Source organism: Cryptosporangium arvum DSM 44712 (genome assembly GCF_000585375.1).
In the GTDB taxonomy this organism is placed as follows: domain Bacteria; phylum Actinomycetota; class Actinomycetes; order Mycobacteriales; family Cryptosporangiaceae; genus Cryptosporangium; species Cryptosporangium arvum.
Map to the genome: position 1 here is coordinate 2,037,363 of NZ_KK073874.1, position 17,442 is coordinate 2,054,804.

17 protein-coding genes are annotated in these 17,442 nt (G+C 73.0%); 8 read left to right on the forward strand and 9 right to left on the reverse strand.

What is annotated here, in order from left to right; translation table 11 throughout:
* Window positions 1–172: 172 nt before the first annotated feature.
* Window positions 173–682, forward strand: a complete 510-nt coding sequence (locus tag CRYAR_RS09460) for a hypothetical protein (RefSeq protein WP_157017536.1) — start codon at window positions 173–175, stop codon at window positions 680–682.
* On the opposite strand, the gene CRYAR_RS09465 is transcribed toward CRYAR_RS09460, so the two are convergent.
* From CRYAR_RS09465 to lpdA, 3 genes are all read right to left on the reverse strand, one after another.
* Entirely contained in the window at window positions 667–1,560 is an 894-nt protein-coding gene (locus CRYAR_RS09465; RefSeq protein WP_035849941.1) for a TIGR01777 family oxidoreductase, read from the reverse strand. The two genes, CRYAR_RS09460 and CRYAR_RS09465, sit on opposite strands and share 16 nt — an antisense overlap.
* Window positions 1,561–1,861: 301 nt before the next feature.
* Window positions 1,862–3,691 carry a 2-oxoglutarate dehydrogenase, E2 component, dihydrolipoamide succinyltransferase gene (sucB, locus tag CRYAR_RS09470; protein WP_035849943.1) on the reverse strand — a complete coding sequence of 610 codons (1,830 nt, stop codon included), beginning with the start codon at window positions 3,689–3,691 and terminating at the stop codon, window positions 1,862–1,864.
* 45 nt (window positions 3,692–3,736) lie between these two features.
* The gene (lpdA, locus tag CRYAR_RS09475; RefSeq protein WP_035849945.1) at window positions 3,737–5,116 is read right to left on the reverse strand and encodes a dihydrolipoyl dehydrogenase; all 1,380 of its coding nucleotides are present in this window, start codon (window positions 5,114–5,116) and stop codon (window positions 3,737–3,739) included.
* Window positions 5,117–5,249: 133 nt separating this feature from the next.
* Here lpdA and CRYAR_RS09480 point away from each other — a divergent pair, with 133 nt between their 5' ends.
* Window positions 5,250–5,573 carry a hypothetical protein gene (locus CRYAR_RS09480; RefSeq protein WP_035849948.1) on the forward strand — a complete coding sequence of 108 codons (324 nt, stop codon included), beginning with the start codon at window positions 5,250–5,252 and terminating at the stop codon, window positions 5,571–5,573.
* A 137-nt stretch (window positions 5,574–5,710) separates the two neighbouring features.
* Here the strand turns inward: CRYAR_RS09480 and CRYAR_RS09485 are convergent, their stop codons facing one another.
* Window positions 5,711–7,252, reverse strand: coding sequence for a leucyl aminopeptidase (locus CRYAR_RS09485; protein ID WP_035849951.1), 1,542 nt, complete (start codon window positions 7,250–7,252; stop codon window positions 5,711–5,713).
* Between the two features lie 91 nt (window positions 7,253–7,343).
* Between CRYAR_RS09485 and gcvT the strand changes: the two genes are divergently transcribed.
* Window positions 7,344–8,480 carry a glycine cleavage system aminomethyltransferase GcvT gene (gene gcvT, locus CRYAR_RS09490; protein ID WP_051569968.1) on the forward strand — a complete coding sequence of 379 codons (1,137 nt, stop codon included), beginning with the start codon at window positions 7,344–7,346 and terminating at the stop codon, window positions 8,478–8,480.
* 304 nt (window positions 8,481–8,784) lie between these two features.
* Window positions 8,785–10,467 carry a hypothetical protein gene (locus CRYAR_RS42895; RefSeq protein WP_157017538.1) on the forward strand — a complete coding sequence of 561 codons (1,683 nt, stop codon included), beginning with the start codon at window positions 8,785–8,787 and terminating at the stop codon, window positions 10,465–10,467.
* Between the two features lie 38 nt (window positions 10,468–10,505).
* Here CRYAR_RS42895 and CRYAR_RS09500 read toward each other — a convergent pair whose 3' ends face one another.
* Genes CRYAR_RS09500 through CRYAR_RS09510 form a run of 3 tightly spaced genes read right to left on the reverse strand, consistent with a single transcriptional unit; the run spans window position 10,506 to window position 13,010 of the window.
* Complete coding sequence (locus CRYAR_RS09500) at window positions 10,506–11,240, reverse strand: adenosylcobinamide-GDP ribazoletransferase (protein WP_157017540.1); 735 nt, start codon at window positions 11,238–11,240, stop codon at window positions 10,506–10,508.
* Window positions 11,241–11,295: 55 nt separating this feature from the next.
* Window positions 11,296–12,447 carry a nicotinate-nucleotide--dimethylbenzimidazole phosphoribosyltransferase gene (locus CRYAR_RS09505; RefSeq protein ID WP_084700283.1) on the reverse strand — a complete coding sequence of 384 codons (1,152 nt, stop codon included), beginning with the start codon at window positions 12,445–12,447 and terminating at the stop codon, window positions 11,296–11,298.
* Entirely contained in the window at window positions 12,444–13,010 is a 567-nt protein-coding gene (locus CRYAR_RS09510) for a bifunctional adenosylcobinamide kinase/adenosylcobinamide-phosphate guanylyltransferase (protein ID WP_035849955.1), read from the reverse strand. The genes CRYAR_RS09505 and CRYAR_RS09510 overlap by 4 nt, the downstream gene beginning before the upstream one ends.
* 25 nt (window positions 13,011–13,035) lie before the next feature.
* Here CRYAR_RS09510 and CRYAR_RS09515 point away from each other — a divergent pair, with 25 nt between their 5' ends.
* A complete protein-coding gene (locus tag CRYAR_RS09515; RefSeq protein ID WP_035849958.1) occupies window positions 13,036–13,224 on the forward strand; it encodes a hypothetical protein in 189 nt (62 codons plus the stop codon).
* Between the two features lie 3 nt (window positions 13,225–13,227).
* Here the strand turns inward: CRYAR_RS09515 and CRYAR_RS09520 are convergent, their stop codons facing one another.
* Window positions 13,228–14,226, reverse strand: a complete 999-nt coding sequence (locus CRYAR_RS09520) for an aldo/keto reductase family protein (RefSeq protein WP_035849960.1) — start codon at window positions 14,224–14,226, stop codon at window positions 13,228–13,230.
* Between the two features lie 110 nt (window positions 14,227–14,336).
* On the opposite strand from CRYAR_RS09520, the gene CRYAR_RS09525 reads away from it, so the two are divergent.
* From CRYAR_RS09525 to CRYAR_RS09535, 3 genes are read left to right on the forward strand one after another with little or no spacing between them, the layout of a single operon-like run.
* The gene (locus CRYAR_RS09525; RefSeq protein ID WP_063725690.1) at window positions 14,337–15,116 is read left to right on the forward strand and encodes an ABC transporter permease; all 780 of its coding nucleotides are present in this window, start codon (window positions 14,337–14,339) and stop codon (window positions 15,114–15,116) included.
* Window positions 15,109–15,906 carry an ABC transporter permease gene (locus tag CRYAR_RS09530; protein ID WP_035849962.1) on the forward strand — a complete coding sequence of 266 codons (798 nt, stop codon included), beginning with the start codon at window positions 15,109–15,111 and terminating at the stop codon, window positions 15,904–15,906. Before CRYAR_RS09525 ends, CRYAR_RS09530 begins: the two co-directional genes overlap by 8 nt.
* Complete coding sequence (locus CRYAR_RS09535; protein WP_035849965.1) at window positions 15,903–16,853, forward strand: ABC transporter ATP-binding protein; 951 nt, start codon at window positions 15,903–15,905, stop codon at window positions 16,851–16,853. Before CRYAR_RS09530 ends, CRYAR_RS09535 begins: the two co-directional genes overlap by 4 nt.
* Here CRYAR_RS09535 and CRYAR_RS09540 read toward each other — a convergent pair.
* Entirely contained in the window at window positions 16,831–17,436 is a 606-nt protein-coding gene (locus CRYAR_RS09540; protein ID WP_035849968.1) for a DUF3043 domain-containing protein, read from the reverse strand. The two genes, CRYAR_RS09535 and CRYAR_RS09540, sit on opposite strands and share 23 nt — an antisense overlap.
* Window positions 17,437–17,442 lie beyond the last annotated feature (6 nt).

Consider the following 17,442-nt stretch of genomic DNA (forward strand, 5'->3'; position numbering starts at 1 on the left):
CGCCCCGTCGAGAAGAGACTACGGCGCGCCGTCGAGGATTCGCCCGTGGTTGTGGACAACCGCGGGCCCGCTGCGACCGATGCGGCCGGTGGTGAAACAGTCCCTCACTGCCCGAAATATGCCTGTGGACGCCCAGCGCGGCGACGCCGCAACCGGCCTACCGTTCGGCGCCATGGACGCAACCCCACGATTACGGGTCGGCGAGGTAGTGGCGGTGTTCGCGCCCCTCGCCGAAGCCCTCGCGCCCGGGGAGCGGGCGGGTCAGCTCGCCGTTCTCGCCGTGCGCTCCCTGCTGGGCCTGCCCGCCGCGCCGCCGACCGATCGCCGGGCCGGGCCGGGGCCTGGCTTCACCGCCGGACTGGGGTCTGTCGCCGCCGCCGCCGGTCCGGGGCTTGGCTTCGCCGCCGCCGGGCTGGGGTCCGTCGCCGCCGCCGGAACTGGGTCTGGCCCCACCGCCGGGCCGGAGCCTGGTTTCGGCGCCGGGCCGGAGTCCGGTTTCAGCGCCGGGCCGGAGCCCGGTCTTCCCGTCGGGTGGCCGGAACGGCTGGTCGCGTACGGGGTGCCGGCCGGGCTGGTGGCGGTGCTGGCGGCGGCCGTCGCCGAGCGGATCCCCACCGCTCGTGAGGTCGCCGCCGCCCTCCGGGAGACGTGCGACCCGATCCCGATTCAGCTCAACGAGTAGCGCAGAGCGGAGGCCAGCGTGGCGTCGGTGAACTCGAAGCCGTGGTCGAGCAGCACGCCCGGGACGGCGCGTTTGCTCGACAGGATGCCGTTGTCGGCGAAGTCGCCGAGCGCGAGGCGCAGCGCGAACGGCGGCACCGGCGCCAGCGCCGGCCGGTGCACCTGCCGGGCGAACTCGGCCGTGAACTCGGCGTTCGTCACCAACTCCGGGCCGACCAGGTTCACCGGTCCGGCCACGGCGTCGGCGGTGAGCAGGAACCGGATCGCGGCCACCTCGTCGCGCAGCGAGATCCACGGCCACCACTGCCGCCCCGACCCGAGGCGCCCGCCGAGGCCGGCCTTGAACAGCGGCTTCAAGCGGCCCATCAGCCCGCCGGAGGGGCCCATGACGAGCCCGGAGCGCAGGTGCGTCACCCGGATACCGGCGTTCTCGGCCGGGCCGGTGGCGGCCTCCCAGACCCGGCACAGATCGGCGAGGAAACCCGTGCCGAACGGCTCGTCCTCGCGCACCTCGCGGTCGCCGGTGTCCCCGTACGCGTCGATGCCCGACGCGGAGATCAGCACCTTCGGCGGCTTCTCGGCCTGCGCGGCCGCGGTCGCGATCGTGCGGGTGCTGTCGACCCGGCTGTCGATGAGCGTCGCCTTGTACCGCGAGGTCCACCGCCGGTCGCCGACGCCGGCCCCGGAGAGGTGCACGATCGCGTCGGCGCCGGAGAGCGCCGCCGGGTCGAGGCGCCCGGCCGCCGGGTCCCATCGCAGCTGGTCGGGCCCGGTCGGCTCGCGGCGCACCAGCCGGATCACCTCGTGCCCGTCCCGGCGCAGGTCGTCGACCAGCGACGTCCCGATCAGCCCACTGGCTCCGCTCACCACGATCCTCATGCCGCGATCCTCTCGCGAGGCTCGGCCGGCCGCGACTCGACACGACCCACGCCGACCCGGCTGGCTCGGCGAGCCCGGCCCGTTCGGCTGGCTCGGTGCGTTCGGCTGGCTCGGTGCGTTCGGCTGGCTCGGTGCGTTCGGCTGGCTCGGTGCGCCCGGTCCGCCCGGCCTGCCCGACGCTCCCAGCCTGCCCGGCCTGCCCGGCGAGGGGGCCGTCGACGCGGACGGCCCGCCCCGGGCGGGGCGGGCCGTCGGAACGGAGCGGACCGGTTCAGGCGAGGCCGGGTCGGGCCAGGCTGGATCAGGCCAGGCCGAGTTCGCCTTCGAACGCACCGGCCTCGAGGCGCTGCTTGATCGCGCCCAGGAAGCGGGCGGCGTCGGCGCCGTCCACGATCCGGTGGTCGTAGGAGAGCGCCAGGTAGATCATCGACCGCGGCGCGATGACCTCGCCGAGGTTCGGGTCGTTGATCACCACGGCACGCTTCACGACCGCGCCCGTGCCGAGGATGCCGGAGTTGGGCTGGAAGATGATCGGGGTGTCGAACAGGGCACCCACGCTGCCGGTGTTGGTCAGCGTGAACGTCGCCCCGGCCAGCTCGTCCGGAGTCACCTTGTTGTTGCGGGTGCGGTCGGCCAGGTCGGCGATCTTCCGGGCCATGCCGGCCAGGTTCAGGTCACCGGCGTCACGCACGGTCGCCACCAGCAGGCCGCGCTCGGTGTCGACCGCGATGCCCAGGTGCTCGGCCGCCGGGTAGGTGACCGTGCCCTCCTCCATGTTGAGCACCGAGTTGAGCTGCGGGTACTGCTGCAGGGCTTCGACGGCCGCGACCGCGAAGAACGGCAGGAACGTGAGCTTCACGCCGTGCCGGGCCTGGAAGTCGGTCTTGGCCCGCTGGCGCAGCTGCGCGATCTTCGTGACGTCGACCTCGATGACCTGCGTGAGCTGGGCCGCGACCTGCAGCGACTCCACCATCCGCTGCGCGATGACCTTGCGCAGGCGGGTCAGCTTCTCGGTGCGGCCACGCAGCGGCGACGGCTGGGCCGGTGCCTTCGGAGCGGCCGCGGCGGCCGGGGCGGCGGCAGGTGCCGCGGCCGGAGCCGGAGCGGCGGCGGCGGCCTTCTTCGCCTCGGCCGCGTCCAGGACGTCCTGCTTACGGATCCGGCCACCAACCCCGGTGCCCTTGACGCTGCTCAGGTCGATGCTGTGCTCGGCGGCGAGCTTGCGCACCAGCGGCGTCACGTAGGCACCCTGGCCGTTGTCGGACGACGAGGCCTCGGTGGCCGGCGCCGGGGCGGAGGCGGGCGCGGCGTCCTGCGGCGGCGTCGACTCGACGGCGGCGCGGGCCGGCTCCTCGGACTCCTCGGCCGGCGGGTTCGGCGGCTGGGCGGCCTGGGGCTCGGGCTTCGGCTCCGACTTGGGTTCCTCGGCCTTCGGCTTGGGTTCCTCGGCCTTCGGCTTGGGCTGCGACGGCTCGGACTTCGCGGGCGCGGAGTCGGCCGAACCGATCACGCCGAGCTCGCCGCCGACCTCGACGGTGGCGTCCTCGTCCGCGGTGATCGAGAGCAGGGTTCCGGCGACGGGCGACGGGATCTCGGTGTCGACCTTGTCGGTGGAGACCTCGAGCAGCGGCTCGTCGACGGCGACCGAGTCACCGACCTGCTTGAGCCAACGGGTGACCGTGCCCTCGGTGACCGACTCGCCCAGCGCGGGCATCTTCACCGACGTGCCGTCGCCACCACTCGGCGCGGCCTCGGCCTGCGGAGCCGGAGCGTCCTCGGCGGCCTCGGTGGACGGGGCCTCGGCGACCGGAGCCTCCTCGGGCTCCTGCGCGGCGGGCTCCTCGGCGGCGGGCTCCTCGGCCGGGGCCGGCTCGCCGGAACCGGCGTCCTCACCGGCGTCACCGATGACGCCGAGCTCGCCGCCGACCTCGACGGTGGCGTCCTCGTCCGCGGTGATCGAGAGCAGGGTTCCGGCGACGGGCGACGGGATCTCGGTGTCGACCTTGTCGGTGGAGACCTCGAGCAGCGGCTCGTCGACGGCGACCGAGTCACCGACCTGCTTGAGCCAACGGGTCACGGTGCCCTCGGTGACCGACTCGCCGAGTGCGGGCATCGATACGGAAGTCGGCATGGTCTGTGCGGCTCCTCAAACTATTTGATCGTTGGCACGGGCGCGTCACCCGTGTACGTGCAATGGCTTCCCCGCAAGCGCGAGGTGAGCCTCACCGAGCGCTTCGGACTGAGTGGGATGTGGATGCAGGAGCGGCGCGACATCCTCGGGAAATGCCTCCCAGTTGTAGATCAGCTGGGCCTCGGCGACCAGTTCACCCATCCGGCTGCCGACCAGATGGACACCGAGAACCGGACCGTCCTTGGCGCGCAACACGGTTACCGCGCCGGAGGCCCGCAGAATCGTAGCCTTGCCGTTGCCGGCGAGGTCGTACTGGACTTCGTCGATGTCGTACCCCCGGGCGCGGGCTTCAGCCGTGGTCAAGCCGACCGAGGCCACCTCGGGCTCGGAGTACGTCACGCGGGGCACGCCCGCGTAGTCGATCGGCACCACCGGGAGTCCGGCCACCCGCTCGGCCACCAGAATGCCCTCGGCGAACCCGACGTGCGCGAGCTGCGGGGTGGCGATCAGGTCGCCGACCGCGGAGATCGTCGGCACGTTCGTCGAGCACAGCGGGTCGACGACGACGTGGCCACGCTCCAGCGCGACGCCGGCCTCCTCGTAGCCCAGACCGGCCGAGACCGGCGCGCGGCCGACCGCGACCAGCAGCACCTCGGCGTCGAGCACGGAGTCGTCGGACAGCCGCACCCGCACACCGGCGTCGGTGGGTTCGGCCGAGGCGAACCGCACCCCGGTGCGGAACCCGATGCCCCGGCGGCGGAACGCCCGCTCCAGCCGGGCCGACGAGGACTCCTCCTCGGCGGGCAGCAGCCGGGGGAGCGCCTCGACGATCGTCACGTCGACGCCGAGCGAGCGCCAGGCGCTGGCGAACTCCACCCCGATCACGCCCCCGCCGAGCACCACCGCGCTGGCCGGCAGCTGCTCGAGGCGGAGCGCGTGGTCGCTGGTGAGCACCCGGCGGCCGTCGACCTCGAGGCCGGGCAGCGTGCTCGGCGCGGAGCCGGTGGCCAGCACCACGTGCCGGCCCTCGTACGTCTCGCCGTCGACCTCGACCGTCGTCGGCGACGTCAGCCGGCCGCGCCCGTTCACCACCGTGACGCCGCGGCTCTTCACCAGGCCGGTGAGGCCCCGGAACATCTTGGTCACCACGCCGTCCTGGTAGGCCAGCACGGCGGGCAGATCGACACCGCGGAACTCGGCCCGGATGCCGAACCGCGCGGCCTCACGGGTGGTGTCGGCCACCTCGCCGGCGTGCAGCAGGGCCTTGGTGGGGATGCAGCCCCGATGCAGGCACGTTCCGCCGAGCTTGTCCTGCTCGATCAGCACCACCGACAGGCCCAGCTCAGCTGCCCGGAGCGCGCAGGAGTAACCGCCGCTGCCCCCGCCGAGGACGACGAGGTCGTGTGCTGGCCCTCCGCCCACCATTTCTCCCGTGGCTCCCGAGCTTTTGACTCTTGGCCCCAATCCTGTCACTACGCGATCGCGGGCCGCTCCTCGGGGCGCGTTACCTCCGCAGGTCGTGCCGGTTAACTACACTCGGGGGCAGGGAGGTGCCCCCGTGAGTTTCTTACGACGGAAGAAAACCCGGCCGGGGACGCCGCGCGGTGCGCAGCGTGAAGACATCGCGCATCTGGAGGAGTTCGCCAGGACCCGGCGCGGGGTAGAGGCGTACGTCGAACCGCAGACCAACGTGACCGCGATGACGGTCATCCTCATCGCGACCGACGGCGAATGGACCCGGCGGCGCATCGGAAGCCCCGACGACGCCCGCAAGCTGGGTCAACGCCTCGGCATGCCGGTCTACGACGTCGCCGCGGTCGGATATCCCAACCGCATGCGCGAATGGTCCCGCAAGAAAGCGGCCGGCCCAGACCAAACCTGACGCTGGAGGGCGGCCCGCCCAGAACAAGCCTGACGCTGGAGGGCGGCCCGTCCAGAACAAGCCTGACGCTGGAGGGCGGCCCGTCCAGAACAAGCCAGGCTTGCCCTGGACGGGCTCCAGGTTCAGGCAAAAGCCGCCTAGCCGTTCTTGGCGATGTCTTCGACGACCTCGACGAGCGTGCGGAGGGGTACGCCGGTGGCGCCCTTCGGGGTGTAGCCGTGGGGGGTCTTCGTGTTGTACGACGGGCCCGCGATGTCGATGTGGGCCCACTCGACCTCGTCCGGCACGAAGCGGGACAGGAACGAGCCACCCTGGAGCATGTGGCCGGCGCGGTCGAAGCCGGCGTTGATCTGCGTCACGTCGGCGATCGCCGAGTCCATGCCCGAGCGCACCTCGTCGGGCAGCGGCATCGGCCACATCGGCTCGCCGGTGCGCGTTCCGGCGTCCTTGATGCGTGCCAGCAGCTCGGTGGAGCCCATCAAGCCGGAGATCCGCTCGCCGAGCGAGACGACCTGGCCGCCGGTGAGCGTCGAGGTCTCCAGCAGGTAGTCCGGCTCGTCCTCGACGGCACGCACGATCGCGTCGGCCAGGATCATGCGGCCCTCGGCGTCGGTGTTGAGCACCTCGACCTTCTTGCCGCCGTACATCGTCACGACGTCACCGGGTCGGTAGGCCGAGCCGGACGGCATGTTCTCGGCCATCGGCACGTACGCGGTGACCTTCACCGCCGGCCGCAGCCGCGCGATCGCGGTCATCGCGGCGACCACGCAGGCCGCGCCGGACATGTCGCTCTTCATGTCCTGCATGTTCTGCGCCGGCTTGATCGAGATGCCGCCGGTGTCGAACGTGATGCCCTTGCCGACCAGCGCGACGTGCTTGTCGTACGCCGCGGGGGTGTAGGCGATGCGGACGAGCTGCGGACCGGCTTCCGACCCGAGCCCGACGGCGAGGATTCCGCCGTACCCGCCCGCCTTCAGCGCGTCGGTGTCGAGGACCTCCACCTCCAGGCCGGCGTCGGCCGCCGCTTCGGCCGCCTGCGCGGCGAACGCCGGCGGGCGCAGGTCGTTGGGTGGGGTGTTGATCCAGTTCCGGGCCGTGCGGACCGCGTCGGTGAGGGCTTTGACCCGGTCGGTCTCGCCCTGCAGCTCGATCTCGCCGCGGCCGGTCGCGTCCGCGAGCAGCACGATCTCCCGGACCGGCGGGCGGTAGCTCGGCGCGAGCTCGCTCTTGTAGCCGACGAAGTCGTACGCGCCGAGCGTGGCGCCCTCGAGCACCGGCCGGGTGAGCGACGGGTCGGCGTCGACGAGCGCGAGGCCGACCCGGTCGGTGCCGGTCAGCGCGCGGATCGCCGCGCCGGCGGCGCGCCGGTAGTTCTCGTGCGGGTCGGGGGCGCCGGGCTTGCGCTCGACCGGGCCGAGCCCGACCGCGGCCACGATCGGCGCTGTGGTGGCGCCGAGCGTCGCGACCTTCACGACCTCGCCGGCCACGCCGTTCGCGCCCAGGCGCGCGAGCACGTCGAGCAGGCGTCCCCCGAGCGCGGCGTCGACCGCCGCCGCCCCGGGGCCGAGACCCAGCTGCTCACCGTCGCGATGGACGCCGATGACCACGGCGTCGACCTCGGCGTCGACGGCGCTTGCGGCGGACACGGTCAGGACAGCTGCCTCGGTGGGTCGCGTCATTCTCGCTCCAGAGTCTGGTTAGGTGCCTCGGCGATGCTACGGCGCGACACCCGGGCCGACTGCGATCGACCCTGACGGTACGTTCGCCAGCATGACCAGCAGCGACCCGAGTAGCCATCTCGCCGCGCCCGAATCGCCCCTGCGCCGCTCGCCGTTGCACGACCGGCACGTCGCGCTCGGCGCCAAGTTTGCCGAGTTCGGCGGCTGGGAGATGCCGCTTCAGTACTCCGGCGTCATCGACGAGCACACGGCGGTACGCACCGGCGTGGGCGTGTTCGACGTCTCGCACCTCGGCAAGGCGCTCGTCGCCGGGCCGGGTGCCGCGGACTTCGTGAACGCGACCCTGAGCAACGACCTGGGACGGATCGGACCGGGCAAAGCGCAGTACACGCTCTGCTGCGACGAGTCCGGGGGTGTCGTCGACGACCTGATCGCGTACTACTTCGCCGAGGACCGGGTGTTCCTGGTACCGAACGCGTCGAACACCGCCGAGGTGGTGCGGCGCCTGGCCGCGGCGGCGCCGAGCACCGTGCAGGTCACCGACAAGCACACCGACTACGCCGTGCTCGCCGTGCAGGGCCCACGCTCGGCCGAGTTGCTGGCGGCGATCGGGCTGCCCGCCGACCACGACTACATGGGGTTCGTGGAGGCCGAGCACGAAGGCGTACCGGTGATCGTCTGCCGCACCGGCTACACCGGCGAACACGGGTACGAACTGTTGCCGAAGTCGGAGTTCGCCGAGCCGCTGTGGGACGCGCTGCTCGGCGCCGGAGAGGCGCTGGGGGTACGCCCCGCCGGGCTGGGCGCACGCGACACGCTGCGGACCGAGATGGGTTACCCGCTGCACGGGCAGGACCTGTCGCTGGAGATCAGCCCGCTGCAGGCCCGCAGCGGCTGGGCGGTCGGCTGGAAGAAGCCGGCGTTCTGGGGCCGCGACGCGCTGCTCGCGGAGAAGGAAGCCGGGCCGGCGCGTCGGCTGGCCGGCCTGGAGGCGCTCGACCGGGGGATCCCGCGGGTCGGGATGGCCGTCCTGGACGCCGACGGCGGTCGGATCGGCACCGTGACGAGCGGCACGTTCTCGCCCACCCGGAAGGTGGGGATCGGGCTCGCCCTGCTCGACACCGCCGCCGGGGTGGCGGTGGGCGACGAGGTGACGATCGACGTGCGCGGGCGGCGCTCGCGGGTACGGGTGGTGGATCCGCCGTTCGTGCCGTCGCACGTGAGGTGACGGGCACGTGAGGTGACGGGCACGTGAGGTGACGGGCACGTGAGGTGACGGGCACGTGAGGTGGCTCGCACGTGAGGTGAGTCGCACGTGAGGTGACCTGCGGTATTCGAATGCTCACGTCCGCGGGTGCCATGATGTGTGTTCGCGAGGGGATCATCGGGTAGGTCGTCTGGGGCCGCGTCGGACGTGTGTGCCGACGTAGCCTGGATCTCCGAGACCACCGACCTCGACCTGTCGAAGGCGCATGACTGAGCCGAACATTCCCGCCCGTCCCGATCCACTCAGCCGTGAGAAGGCTCCGGACGTGAGTTCCGCGTCCGCTTCGTCGGCCTCGTCGCCTCCCGGCGGGGCCAGACGCGGTGATGCGGAGCCGTCGACGGCGTCGGGCGTTCCGGCGCTCGAGGAGCCGACGACCCGGGGGATCGACTCGCTCGAGCTCCCGCCGTTGCCGCCGCTCGCGTCGTCGGACTCGGCGCCCGTCGGGCACTCGCTGAAGACGCCAGGCGCGGCGTCTCCGGCGGCGACCCCCACGGCCGACGAGCCGCTCCCGAGCGCCGCCCCGTCGGCAAAGCCCGTCTCCCCAGCAAGGCCGACGTCCGAAGCGAAGCCGACGACCGAAGCGAAGCCGACGTCCGAGCCGAAGCCGACGTCCGAGCCGGAGTCCGCGACCGAGGCGAAGCCCGCTACCGGGCCGAAGCCCACGTCCGAGGCGAAGCCGGCACCGGAGGCGAAGCCCGAACCGGCGGTGAACGGCGTGCGGAGCGCGGTTCCGCGACCGGCGTCGGGCGCTCCGGGCGTCGGGCACTCCCCGCGGCCGGGCGGGTCGGCGTCGGTACCGGCCTTCAACGACTCGGGCTTCCGGACCGCGGCGGCCGCCGCCACCGGCGGGGCGCTCTCGACCGGCTACCGCGGCTACGCGGCGCACGCCACCCCCACGAGCAGCCTCTCGACACCGGCTTCCCAGGTGCCCCCGGCGCTACGCGGCCCGGAGGCCCCCGAAGAAAAAGACGACAAGAAGAAGGGCTTCCTCGGCATCTCCGGGGGCCAGGTCCTCGCGGGCGCGATGGCCGCGTCCACCTCGGCGGTCGCGGCCTCGTACCTCGGCGTGGCCGGCACCGTGCTCGGCGCCGGTCTCGGCAGCGTGATCGCGACCGTGAGCACCGCCGTCTACCAGAAGTCGATCCAGCGCTCGGGCAAGGTGCTGCAGACCGTCGTCACGACGACGGTCGGCGGCCAGCAGGTGCCGGTCGACGAGGTCCTGCATGAGGGCCGGGACTCCTCGACGGTCGCGCCCGATCCGAGCCTGCCCGGCGTCGAACAGGTCGGGCGCGGACTACCGGACCCGAGCCTCACCCCCGCTCCGCACCACGCCGAAACGCACGTGATGAGCGCGGTGCCCGACGACGCCACCCGCCCGTTCGGAGTTCCGCCGGAGCCGCAGGGGCCGCTGTACGGGTCGGCTCCGGTGCCGCCGCCGTCCCGGCCGGACGACTCGGGCACCGTCTACGGCGGCGGCCCACCGTGGTACTCCGAGTTGCCGTGGAAACGCATCGCGCTGACCAGCGCCGCGCTGTTCGTCCTGGTGATGGGTGTGATCACCACGGTCGAGATGATCGAGGGCCGCTCGCTGGCCAACACGGTCAAGGGCGAGGAAGGCCGGGGCACCACGATCACCCAGCCCTTCCAGCAGAAGAACGACGAGCCGGACACCTCGCCCACCCCGTCGCCGAGCGAGAGCGGCTCGGAGAGCGCGACGCCGAGCGAGTCGCCGAGCGAGGACCTGTCGCCGTCGGACGAGGACAGCGAGTCGCCGAGCGGCGAGCCGACGGAGTCGACGGATTCGACCCCGAGCGACGCCCCGAACGACGAGTCGTCGCCGCAGCCGGACCCGATCCAGACCCAGGGCACCGACCTGACGTCGTCGGCGCCGGGCGCGCCGATGACCGACGCGGCCACCACGGTTCCGAGCGCCAGCCCCCTCGGCTGAGCGGACAGCGCCCGGCCCGGATCTCCGGGCCGGGCGTTTCAGCGCGTCAGGGGCAGCGAGACCGACCAGGGCTGGATGACCAGCACCACCAGCGCGGCGGTGGTGGCGACCTCACAGGCGGCGCCGAGAACGTCGCCGGTGACGCCCCCGAAGCGGCGGACGCAGTGGCGGACGAGCGCCCAGGCCACCACGAGCCCGGCCGCCACGGCGAGCGGGCCGCGCCAGAACGTGGGGCCACCGACGCCGGTGGCGACGGCCGCGACGACGACCATGGCCCCGGTGGTCAGCGCCAGCGCGACCGGGGAGACCGTGCCGGCGACGAGTGCCCCCAGCCCGTTCGGCCGGGCCGGCGGGGTGCCGACGCGGCAGGCCCAGGTCACCGCGGTGCGGCCGGTCGCCGAGGCCACCGCCGGCAGCAGGAGCAGCGGCAGCACTGCGCGGGTGCCGGTGACCGCGGCCAGGCACGCCACCTGGGCGACGGCGACGAGGATCAGCGTGATCACGCCGAACGGGCCGATGTCGGGGGCCTTCATGACCGCCAGCGCGCGCTGCGGTTCGCCGTAGGAGCCGAGTCCGTCGGCGGTGTCGGCGAGGCCGTCGAGGTGCAGCCCACGGGTGACGAGCGCCAGCGTGCCGACGCCGAGCACGCCCGCCGCCAGCGGCGGGATGCCGACGAGCGCCGCGATCAGCAGGACGACACCGGCGGCCAGGCCCACGCCGGCGCCGACGAGAGGGGCGAGGAGCATCGCGCCGCCCGCGGTCTCCCTGTCCATCCGGCCGGCGCGTACGGGAGCGACGGTGAGTAGCGAGACCGCGAGTCGTAGGGCGTCACCCACCGCTGGGCGCCGCCTGGTCGTCCACGACCTCGGGCGGGCGGGCACCGGCGTCGTAACCGCCGACGCCACCGATCTCGTCGCCGGGGTCGACGGTCACCTCGACCTCGTCCGGGCTCTCCACGACCGGGTGCGGTGCGGCCCGGACCAGCTCCATCGCGGCGGTGAGCACCGGCAGCGCGAGCAGTGCGCCGCTGCCGTCGCCGAGGCGGACGCCGAGATCCACCGCCGGTTCGAGCCCCAGCGAGGAGAACGCCTGCTTCTCCCCGGCGCGCCCGGAGGCGTGCGGGGCGCACCACCAGCGCGGCGCCTCGAACGCGAGTGCGCGCGCGACCAGGGCGGCGGCCGCGACGCCGACGCCGTCGAGCAGCGCCGGTGTGCGCCGGGCCGCGGTGCGGACCAGGAACCCGGCCGCGGCGGCCAGGTCGGCGCCACCGCCGGTCGCGAGCAGGCGCCGGGTGGCGAGGGTGGCCGCGGCCTGGGAGACGCGACGCATGCCGTCGCGGATCGCGGCGCACCGTTCGATCCAGAGCGCGTCGGGCATGTGCGCGTCGTACCCGAGCGCGCGGACCGGCTCGACCACGCAGAGCGAGCCGATGATGACGGTGGCCGGGACCAGGGCCGACGCGGTGAGCACGACCGGGATCACCAGGTCGGCGCCGGAGTCGACCTCCTCGTCGGCGACGCGGGCGCCGAGGTCGAGCGCGGCTTCGACCTCGTCGGGCGTCAGCGGGTCCTCGCGGTTGAGCGCCGGGCTGCCGGCCCGCACGCGCCGGGCCGAGACGTCCCCGGGCAGCGGATCGCCGGCCAGCCCGGCGTCGACGACCCGGATCGAGACGTCGGCGCGGTGCGCCAGCAGCGCCAGCGCACCCTCGCCGGCCAGCAACGCCGTGGCCTCGGCGGCGCCGTCGGTCACGCCGTGGTCGGCGGCGAACGCGATCAGGCGGACCCGGCGGAACGGCGTGTCCACCGACCGCACCGAACCGGCCCAGTGCGCCAGCCCGGTCAGCGCGCCGGTGGCCGTGCCCCAACCGGCCAGCCGCGCCTGGGCCGCCTCGCCGTCGGCCCACTCGGGCGCCACGGGCGTGAGGCTCTCCAGCAACGAAGATTCCGGCGGTGGCGCGCTCTCGGCGTCCGGATCAGTCACGTCAGGAGGCTATCCGCCCCGTCCGGCAACCGGACGGCCCGCCCGGCCACGATCAGCACCGCGTGTTCGCAGATCGCGGCCAGCCGCTGGTTCAGCGTGCCCTGCGCGTCGACGAAAACGCGCCCGGAGCGGGTGGCCGGCACGATCGTCCAGCCCACCTCCGGGCTGACCAGCACCAGGTCGGCCGGGCAGGCGACGACGGCGGAGAGCAGCGCGGACACGTCGGGCGCGATCGCGTCCCACGGGTCGTCCGCCTCCCACGCCGACGCCGCGTCGAACGCGCCGACCAGCCAGCTCCCGACGTCGTCCACCAGCGCCGCCGCGCCGGGCGGGAGCGTTCCCAGCGCGGACGGCAGCGCGGCCGGGCCGCCGCCCACCTCCACCGTCACCCACGAGCCCTGGCGCCGCTCCCGGTGCGCGCGGACCCGGGCCGCCCAGTCGGCGTCGCCGGGCCGGTCCGGGGCGGTCGCCAGGTAGCTCACCGGCCCGGAGCCGCGCGCGGCCAGGCGTTCGGCCCACGCGGACTTACCGGAGCGGATCCCTCCGAGTACCAACGTGTGCATCGTGGAGTCCTTGTAGGTTCGGAGGATGACATGGCAGTGGCGGTATGCGGGCAGCGGTGACCAGGGTCAGGCCTCGGAGGAGTTCCCGAGCCAGTCCGACGCCGAGAGCTGGCTCGGCGAACAGTGGCGTGAGCTCCTGGCCACCGGGATCGACGAGGTCACCCTCGAGGAGAACGGCCGCGTCGAGTACGCGATGCCGCTGACCGCCGAGTAGCGGTCAGGGCCGGGTACGGGGGGAGCGGGTCAGCGCGGGATCCCGCTCCACCACCGGTTCGAGCGCGGCGTCGATCGCCGCCAGGAGGTCGGCGTCGAGCTTCACCCCGGACGCCGCGACGTTCTCGGTGACCTGCTCGGGCCGGGACGCGCCGATGATCGCCGCCGACACGTTCGGGTTCTGGAGCACCCAGGCCACGGCCAGCTGGGCGAGCGTCAGCCCGGCCTGGTCGGCCAGCGGCGCCAGCAACTGCACCCGGGTCAGCACGTCCTCGCTCATCCACCGCTGGACGAAGTCCGCGCCGCCCTTCTCGTCGGTGGCGCGGGAGCCGGACGGGGCCGGCTGACCCGGCCGGTACTTGCCGGTGAGCACCCCCTGGGCGATCGGCGAGAAACAGATCTGGCCCAGCCCGGCCTCGACGCTGGCCGGCACGACCTCGGCCTCGATCACCCGCCAGAGCATGCTGTACTGCGGCTGGTTGGAGATCAGCGGGACGTGCAGCTCACGGGCCAGTTCGGCGGCGCGGGCGATCTCCTCCGCGCGCCACTCGGAGACACCGATGTAGAGCGCCTTGCCCGCGCGGACGACGTCGGCGAAGGCCAGCATCGTCTCCTCGAGCGGGGTCTCGTAGTCGTACCGGTGGGCCTGGTAGAGGTCCACGTAGTCGGTGTTCAGCCGACGCAGTGAGCCGTCGATGCCCTCGAGGATGTGCTTGCGGGAGAGCCCGCGTGCGTTCCGGCCCTTGCCGACCGCGAAGTAGACCTTCGTGAACAGCTCGTAGTCGGCGCGCCGGACGCCGTCCAGCGCCTTCGCCAGCACCGTCTCGGCGCGTGTACCCGCGTACACGTCCGCGGTGTCGAACGTCGTTATTCCTTGCTCGAGGGCGGTGCGGACGCACGCGATCGCGGCGTCCTCCTCGACCTGCGAACCGTGCGTGATCCAGTTGCCGTAGGCGATCTCGGAGATGTAGAGCCCGGAACGACCGAGTGTGCGGAATTCCATAACTCCGACCGTAGTACTACTCTGGACGATCGCCGGCCGGCGGCGGGCACCCGTTCGAGGTGCGCGGCGTGGTGGCTCATCCGAGCACATCACCCGAGGGGAGAGCCGCGGTGCCGGCGTTTGCCGCCCTGGTCAGGGCAGGTTTCCGACGTCATTCCACGTATCGGCGAGCCACGCTCGCGTCCGCGTTCACGAACTCGGTGTTCGGGTTCCTCAAGACCTACGTGCTGCTGGCCGTGGCCGCGAACGGTGCCGTCGCCGGGTACGACGCCGCGGCGCTCGCGATGTTCGCCTGGGCGGGGCAGGGGCTGATCGGTGTCGTCCAGGTGTTCCAGTGGAACGAGCTGGCCGACCGCATCCGCACCGGGGACATCGTCGCCGACCTGCTGCGGCCGGTGGATCCCCTGGTGTCGTTCCTCGCGGTCGACCTCGGCCGCGCGCTCCACGCGCTGGCGGTGCGGCTGACCGTGCCGCTCGCCGTCGGGGCGCTCTTCTTCCCGCTGCGCTGGCCCGAGCACCGCACCACCTGGCTCTGGGTGGTGCTCTCGGTCGTGCTCGCCACCGTGACCAGCTTCGCGACCCGGTACCTGATCAACCTGCTGGCGTTCTGGTGGCTGGACGCGCGCGGGCCGGGCACGTTGTGGCTGGTCGGCGGCACGTTGTTCACGGGTCTGGCGGTGCCGATCCCGTTCTTCCCGGGGTGGGCGCAGACGGTGCTGTGGTGCACGCCGTTCCCGTGGATGCTGCAGGCGCCGCTCGACGTGCTGCTGGAGCGGGGGAGCGCGGTCACGCTCGTCGCCGGTGGTGCGCTCGCCGCCGGGCTGACGCTCGCGGCGGCGGCGTCGGCCCAGCGGGTGGCCGTGCGCCGGTTGGTGGTGCAGGGTGGCTGAGAACCCGTACGTCCGGTTGTTCCTGGCCCAGATCCGCGGCCAGACGCAGTACCGGCTCTCGTTCGCCGTCGACCTGGTCCTCAACGCCGGGATCACGACGATCGACGTGCTGGTGCTGCTGACCGTGTTCCGGGTGACGCCGACGCTGGCCGGGTTCGGCATCGGCGCGGTGCTGCTGATGACCGGACTGGCCCAGCTGGCGTTCCAGCTCGCGGACGTCGCGGTCGGCAACCTCGAGCGCGTGCCGCAGTACCTGCGTACCGGGCTGCTCGACGCGGTGCTGCTGCGCCCGCTCTCGACGTTCGGGCAACTGATCGTGCTCGACTTCTCGATCCGGCGGGCCGGCCGGATCGTGCAGGGGCTCGCGACCTACGGGATCGCGCTCCGGGTGGCCGGCATCGAGTGGACGCCGGCGCGCGTGCTGCTCGCCGTCGTCGCCCCGCTCGCCGGAGCGGTCTGTTACGCAGCGATCTTCACGGCCGGTGCCGCGTCGATGTTCTGGCTGGTGGACGGAGGAGAAGTGGTGAACGCGGTGACGTACGGAGGTCGCGACTTCGCGAGTTATCCGACCGCGATGTACGGCGCGTGGTTCGGCAAGCTGTTCGGTTTCGGGCTGGGCCTGGCGTCGGTCGGTTACCTGCCCGCGCTCGCGCTACTCGGGCGCCCCGACCCGCTGGGCACCCCCGCCTGGTCGCACTGGGCCACGCCGGCCGTCAGCGTTCTGTGGGCGCTCGCGGCCGCCGGGATCTGGCGTGTCGGGGTACGCCGCTACCAGAGCACCGGCTCATGAGCGTCGTGGTGGTGGACGGGCTCCGCAAAGACTTCACGGTGTGGGCCAAGAAGGGCCGGCTGCGCCGCGAGCGTCGCTCGGTCCCGGCCGTGGACGGCGTCGATCTGCGGATCGAGCCCGGCGAGATGGTGGGCTACCTCGGGCCGAACGGCGCCGGGAAATCCACCACGCTCAAGATGTTCACCGGCATCCTGACGCCGTCGAGCGGAACCGTGCGGGTGTGCGGCCTCGACCCGGTACCCGAACGGGCCCGGTTGGCCCGCCGGATCGGGGCGGTGTTCGGGCAGCGCAGCCAGCTGTGGTGGGATCTGCCGCTGGCCGAGTCGTTCACGCTGCTCCGGTCGGTGTATCGCGTGGCCCCCACCGACCACGCGAAGCGGCTGGCCGAGTGCCGCGAACTGCTCGACCTCGACGAGTTCCTGGCTACCCCGGTCCGCCAGCTCTCCCTGGGCCAGCGGATGCGCGGCGAACTCACCGCGGCCCTGCTGCACGACCCGGAACTGCTCTTCCTCGACGAACCGACGATCGGCCTGGACGTCGTCAGCAAAGAAGCGGTGCGTGGTTTCCTGGCCGAGCTGAACCAGCGGTACGGCACCACGCTGGTGCTCACCACGCACGACCTGGCCGACATCGAGCGGCTCTGCGGGCGGCTCGTCGTCGTGGACCACGGCCGGATCGTGCACGACGGAACGCTCGCGGCCCTGCACGAGCGCTACGGCTCCCGCCGCCGGCTCGTCGTCGAACTCGACGAGCCGCACCAGCCCCTGGACGTGCCCGGGGCCACCACCGAGTCCGTCGAAGCCGACGGGCGACGCCAGACGCTCGCGCTGGACGGCCCGCTCCCGGCCGTGGTGGCCGCCGTCGCCGCGGCGGCCCCGCTGCGTGACCTGAGAGTGCTCGAGCCCGCGATCGAGGAGGTGGTTACTAGACTTTTTCGCCGATCTTGACCTGCGGCCCCGGCGTGCGCATGCGGCGGAACTGCACCGACCGCATCACGCCGTAGAACGTCAGGCCGCCCATCTTGTCGGGCGCGTTCGGGAACCGCTCCCGGACGTTCTTCCGGATCAGGCGCGAGATCAGGAACACGTCGGCCAGGATCGCGACGATCAGCAGCAGCCAGAGGATGTTGGCCCCGAACCGCACGGCCGAGGGCCACTGCGGCTGCGAGAACAGCAGCACGGCCAGCGCACCGACCAGGAAGTACGACCCGACGTTGCGGCGCGCGTCGACCAGGTCGCGCACGAGCCGCCGCACCGGTCCCTTGTCGCGGGGGCTGAGGTACTTCTCCTCGCCCCGGCGCATGCCCTCGTAGGCCTTGGAGCGCTCCTCGCGCATCTTGGCCCGCATGGCCTTCTTGTCGGTGGGCCCGGCGGCGGCCGTCACGTTGCGGGGCCGGCTGTTCGCGGTGCGCTTCGGCGTCGGCCGGCCCTTACCGGGGGTGTAAGCCTTACCCGAGGGCTCGGACACCGGCTCGACCGTCTCCGGAACTTCGTCGGAAACGGGGGTGGACTTGCGACGGAGAAGGCTCACCTGACC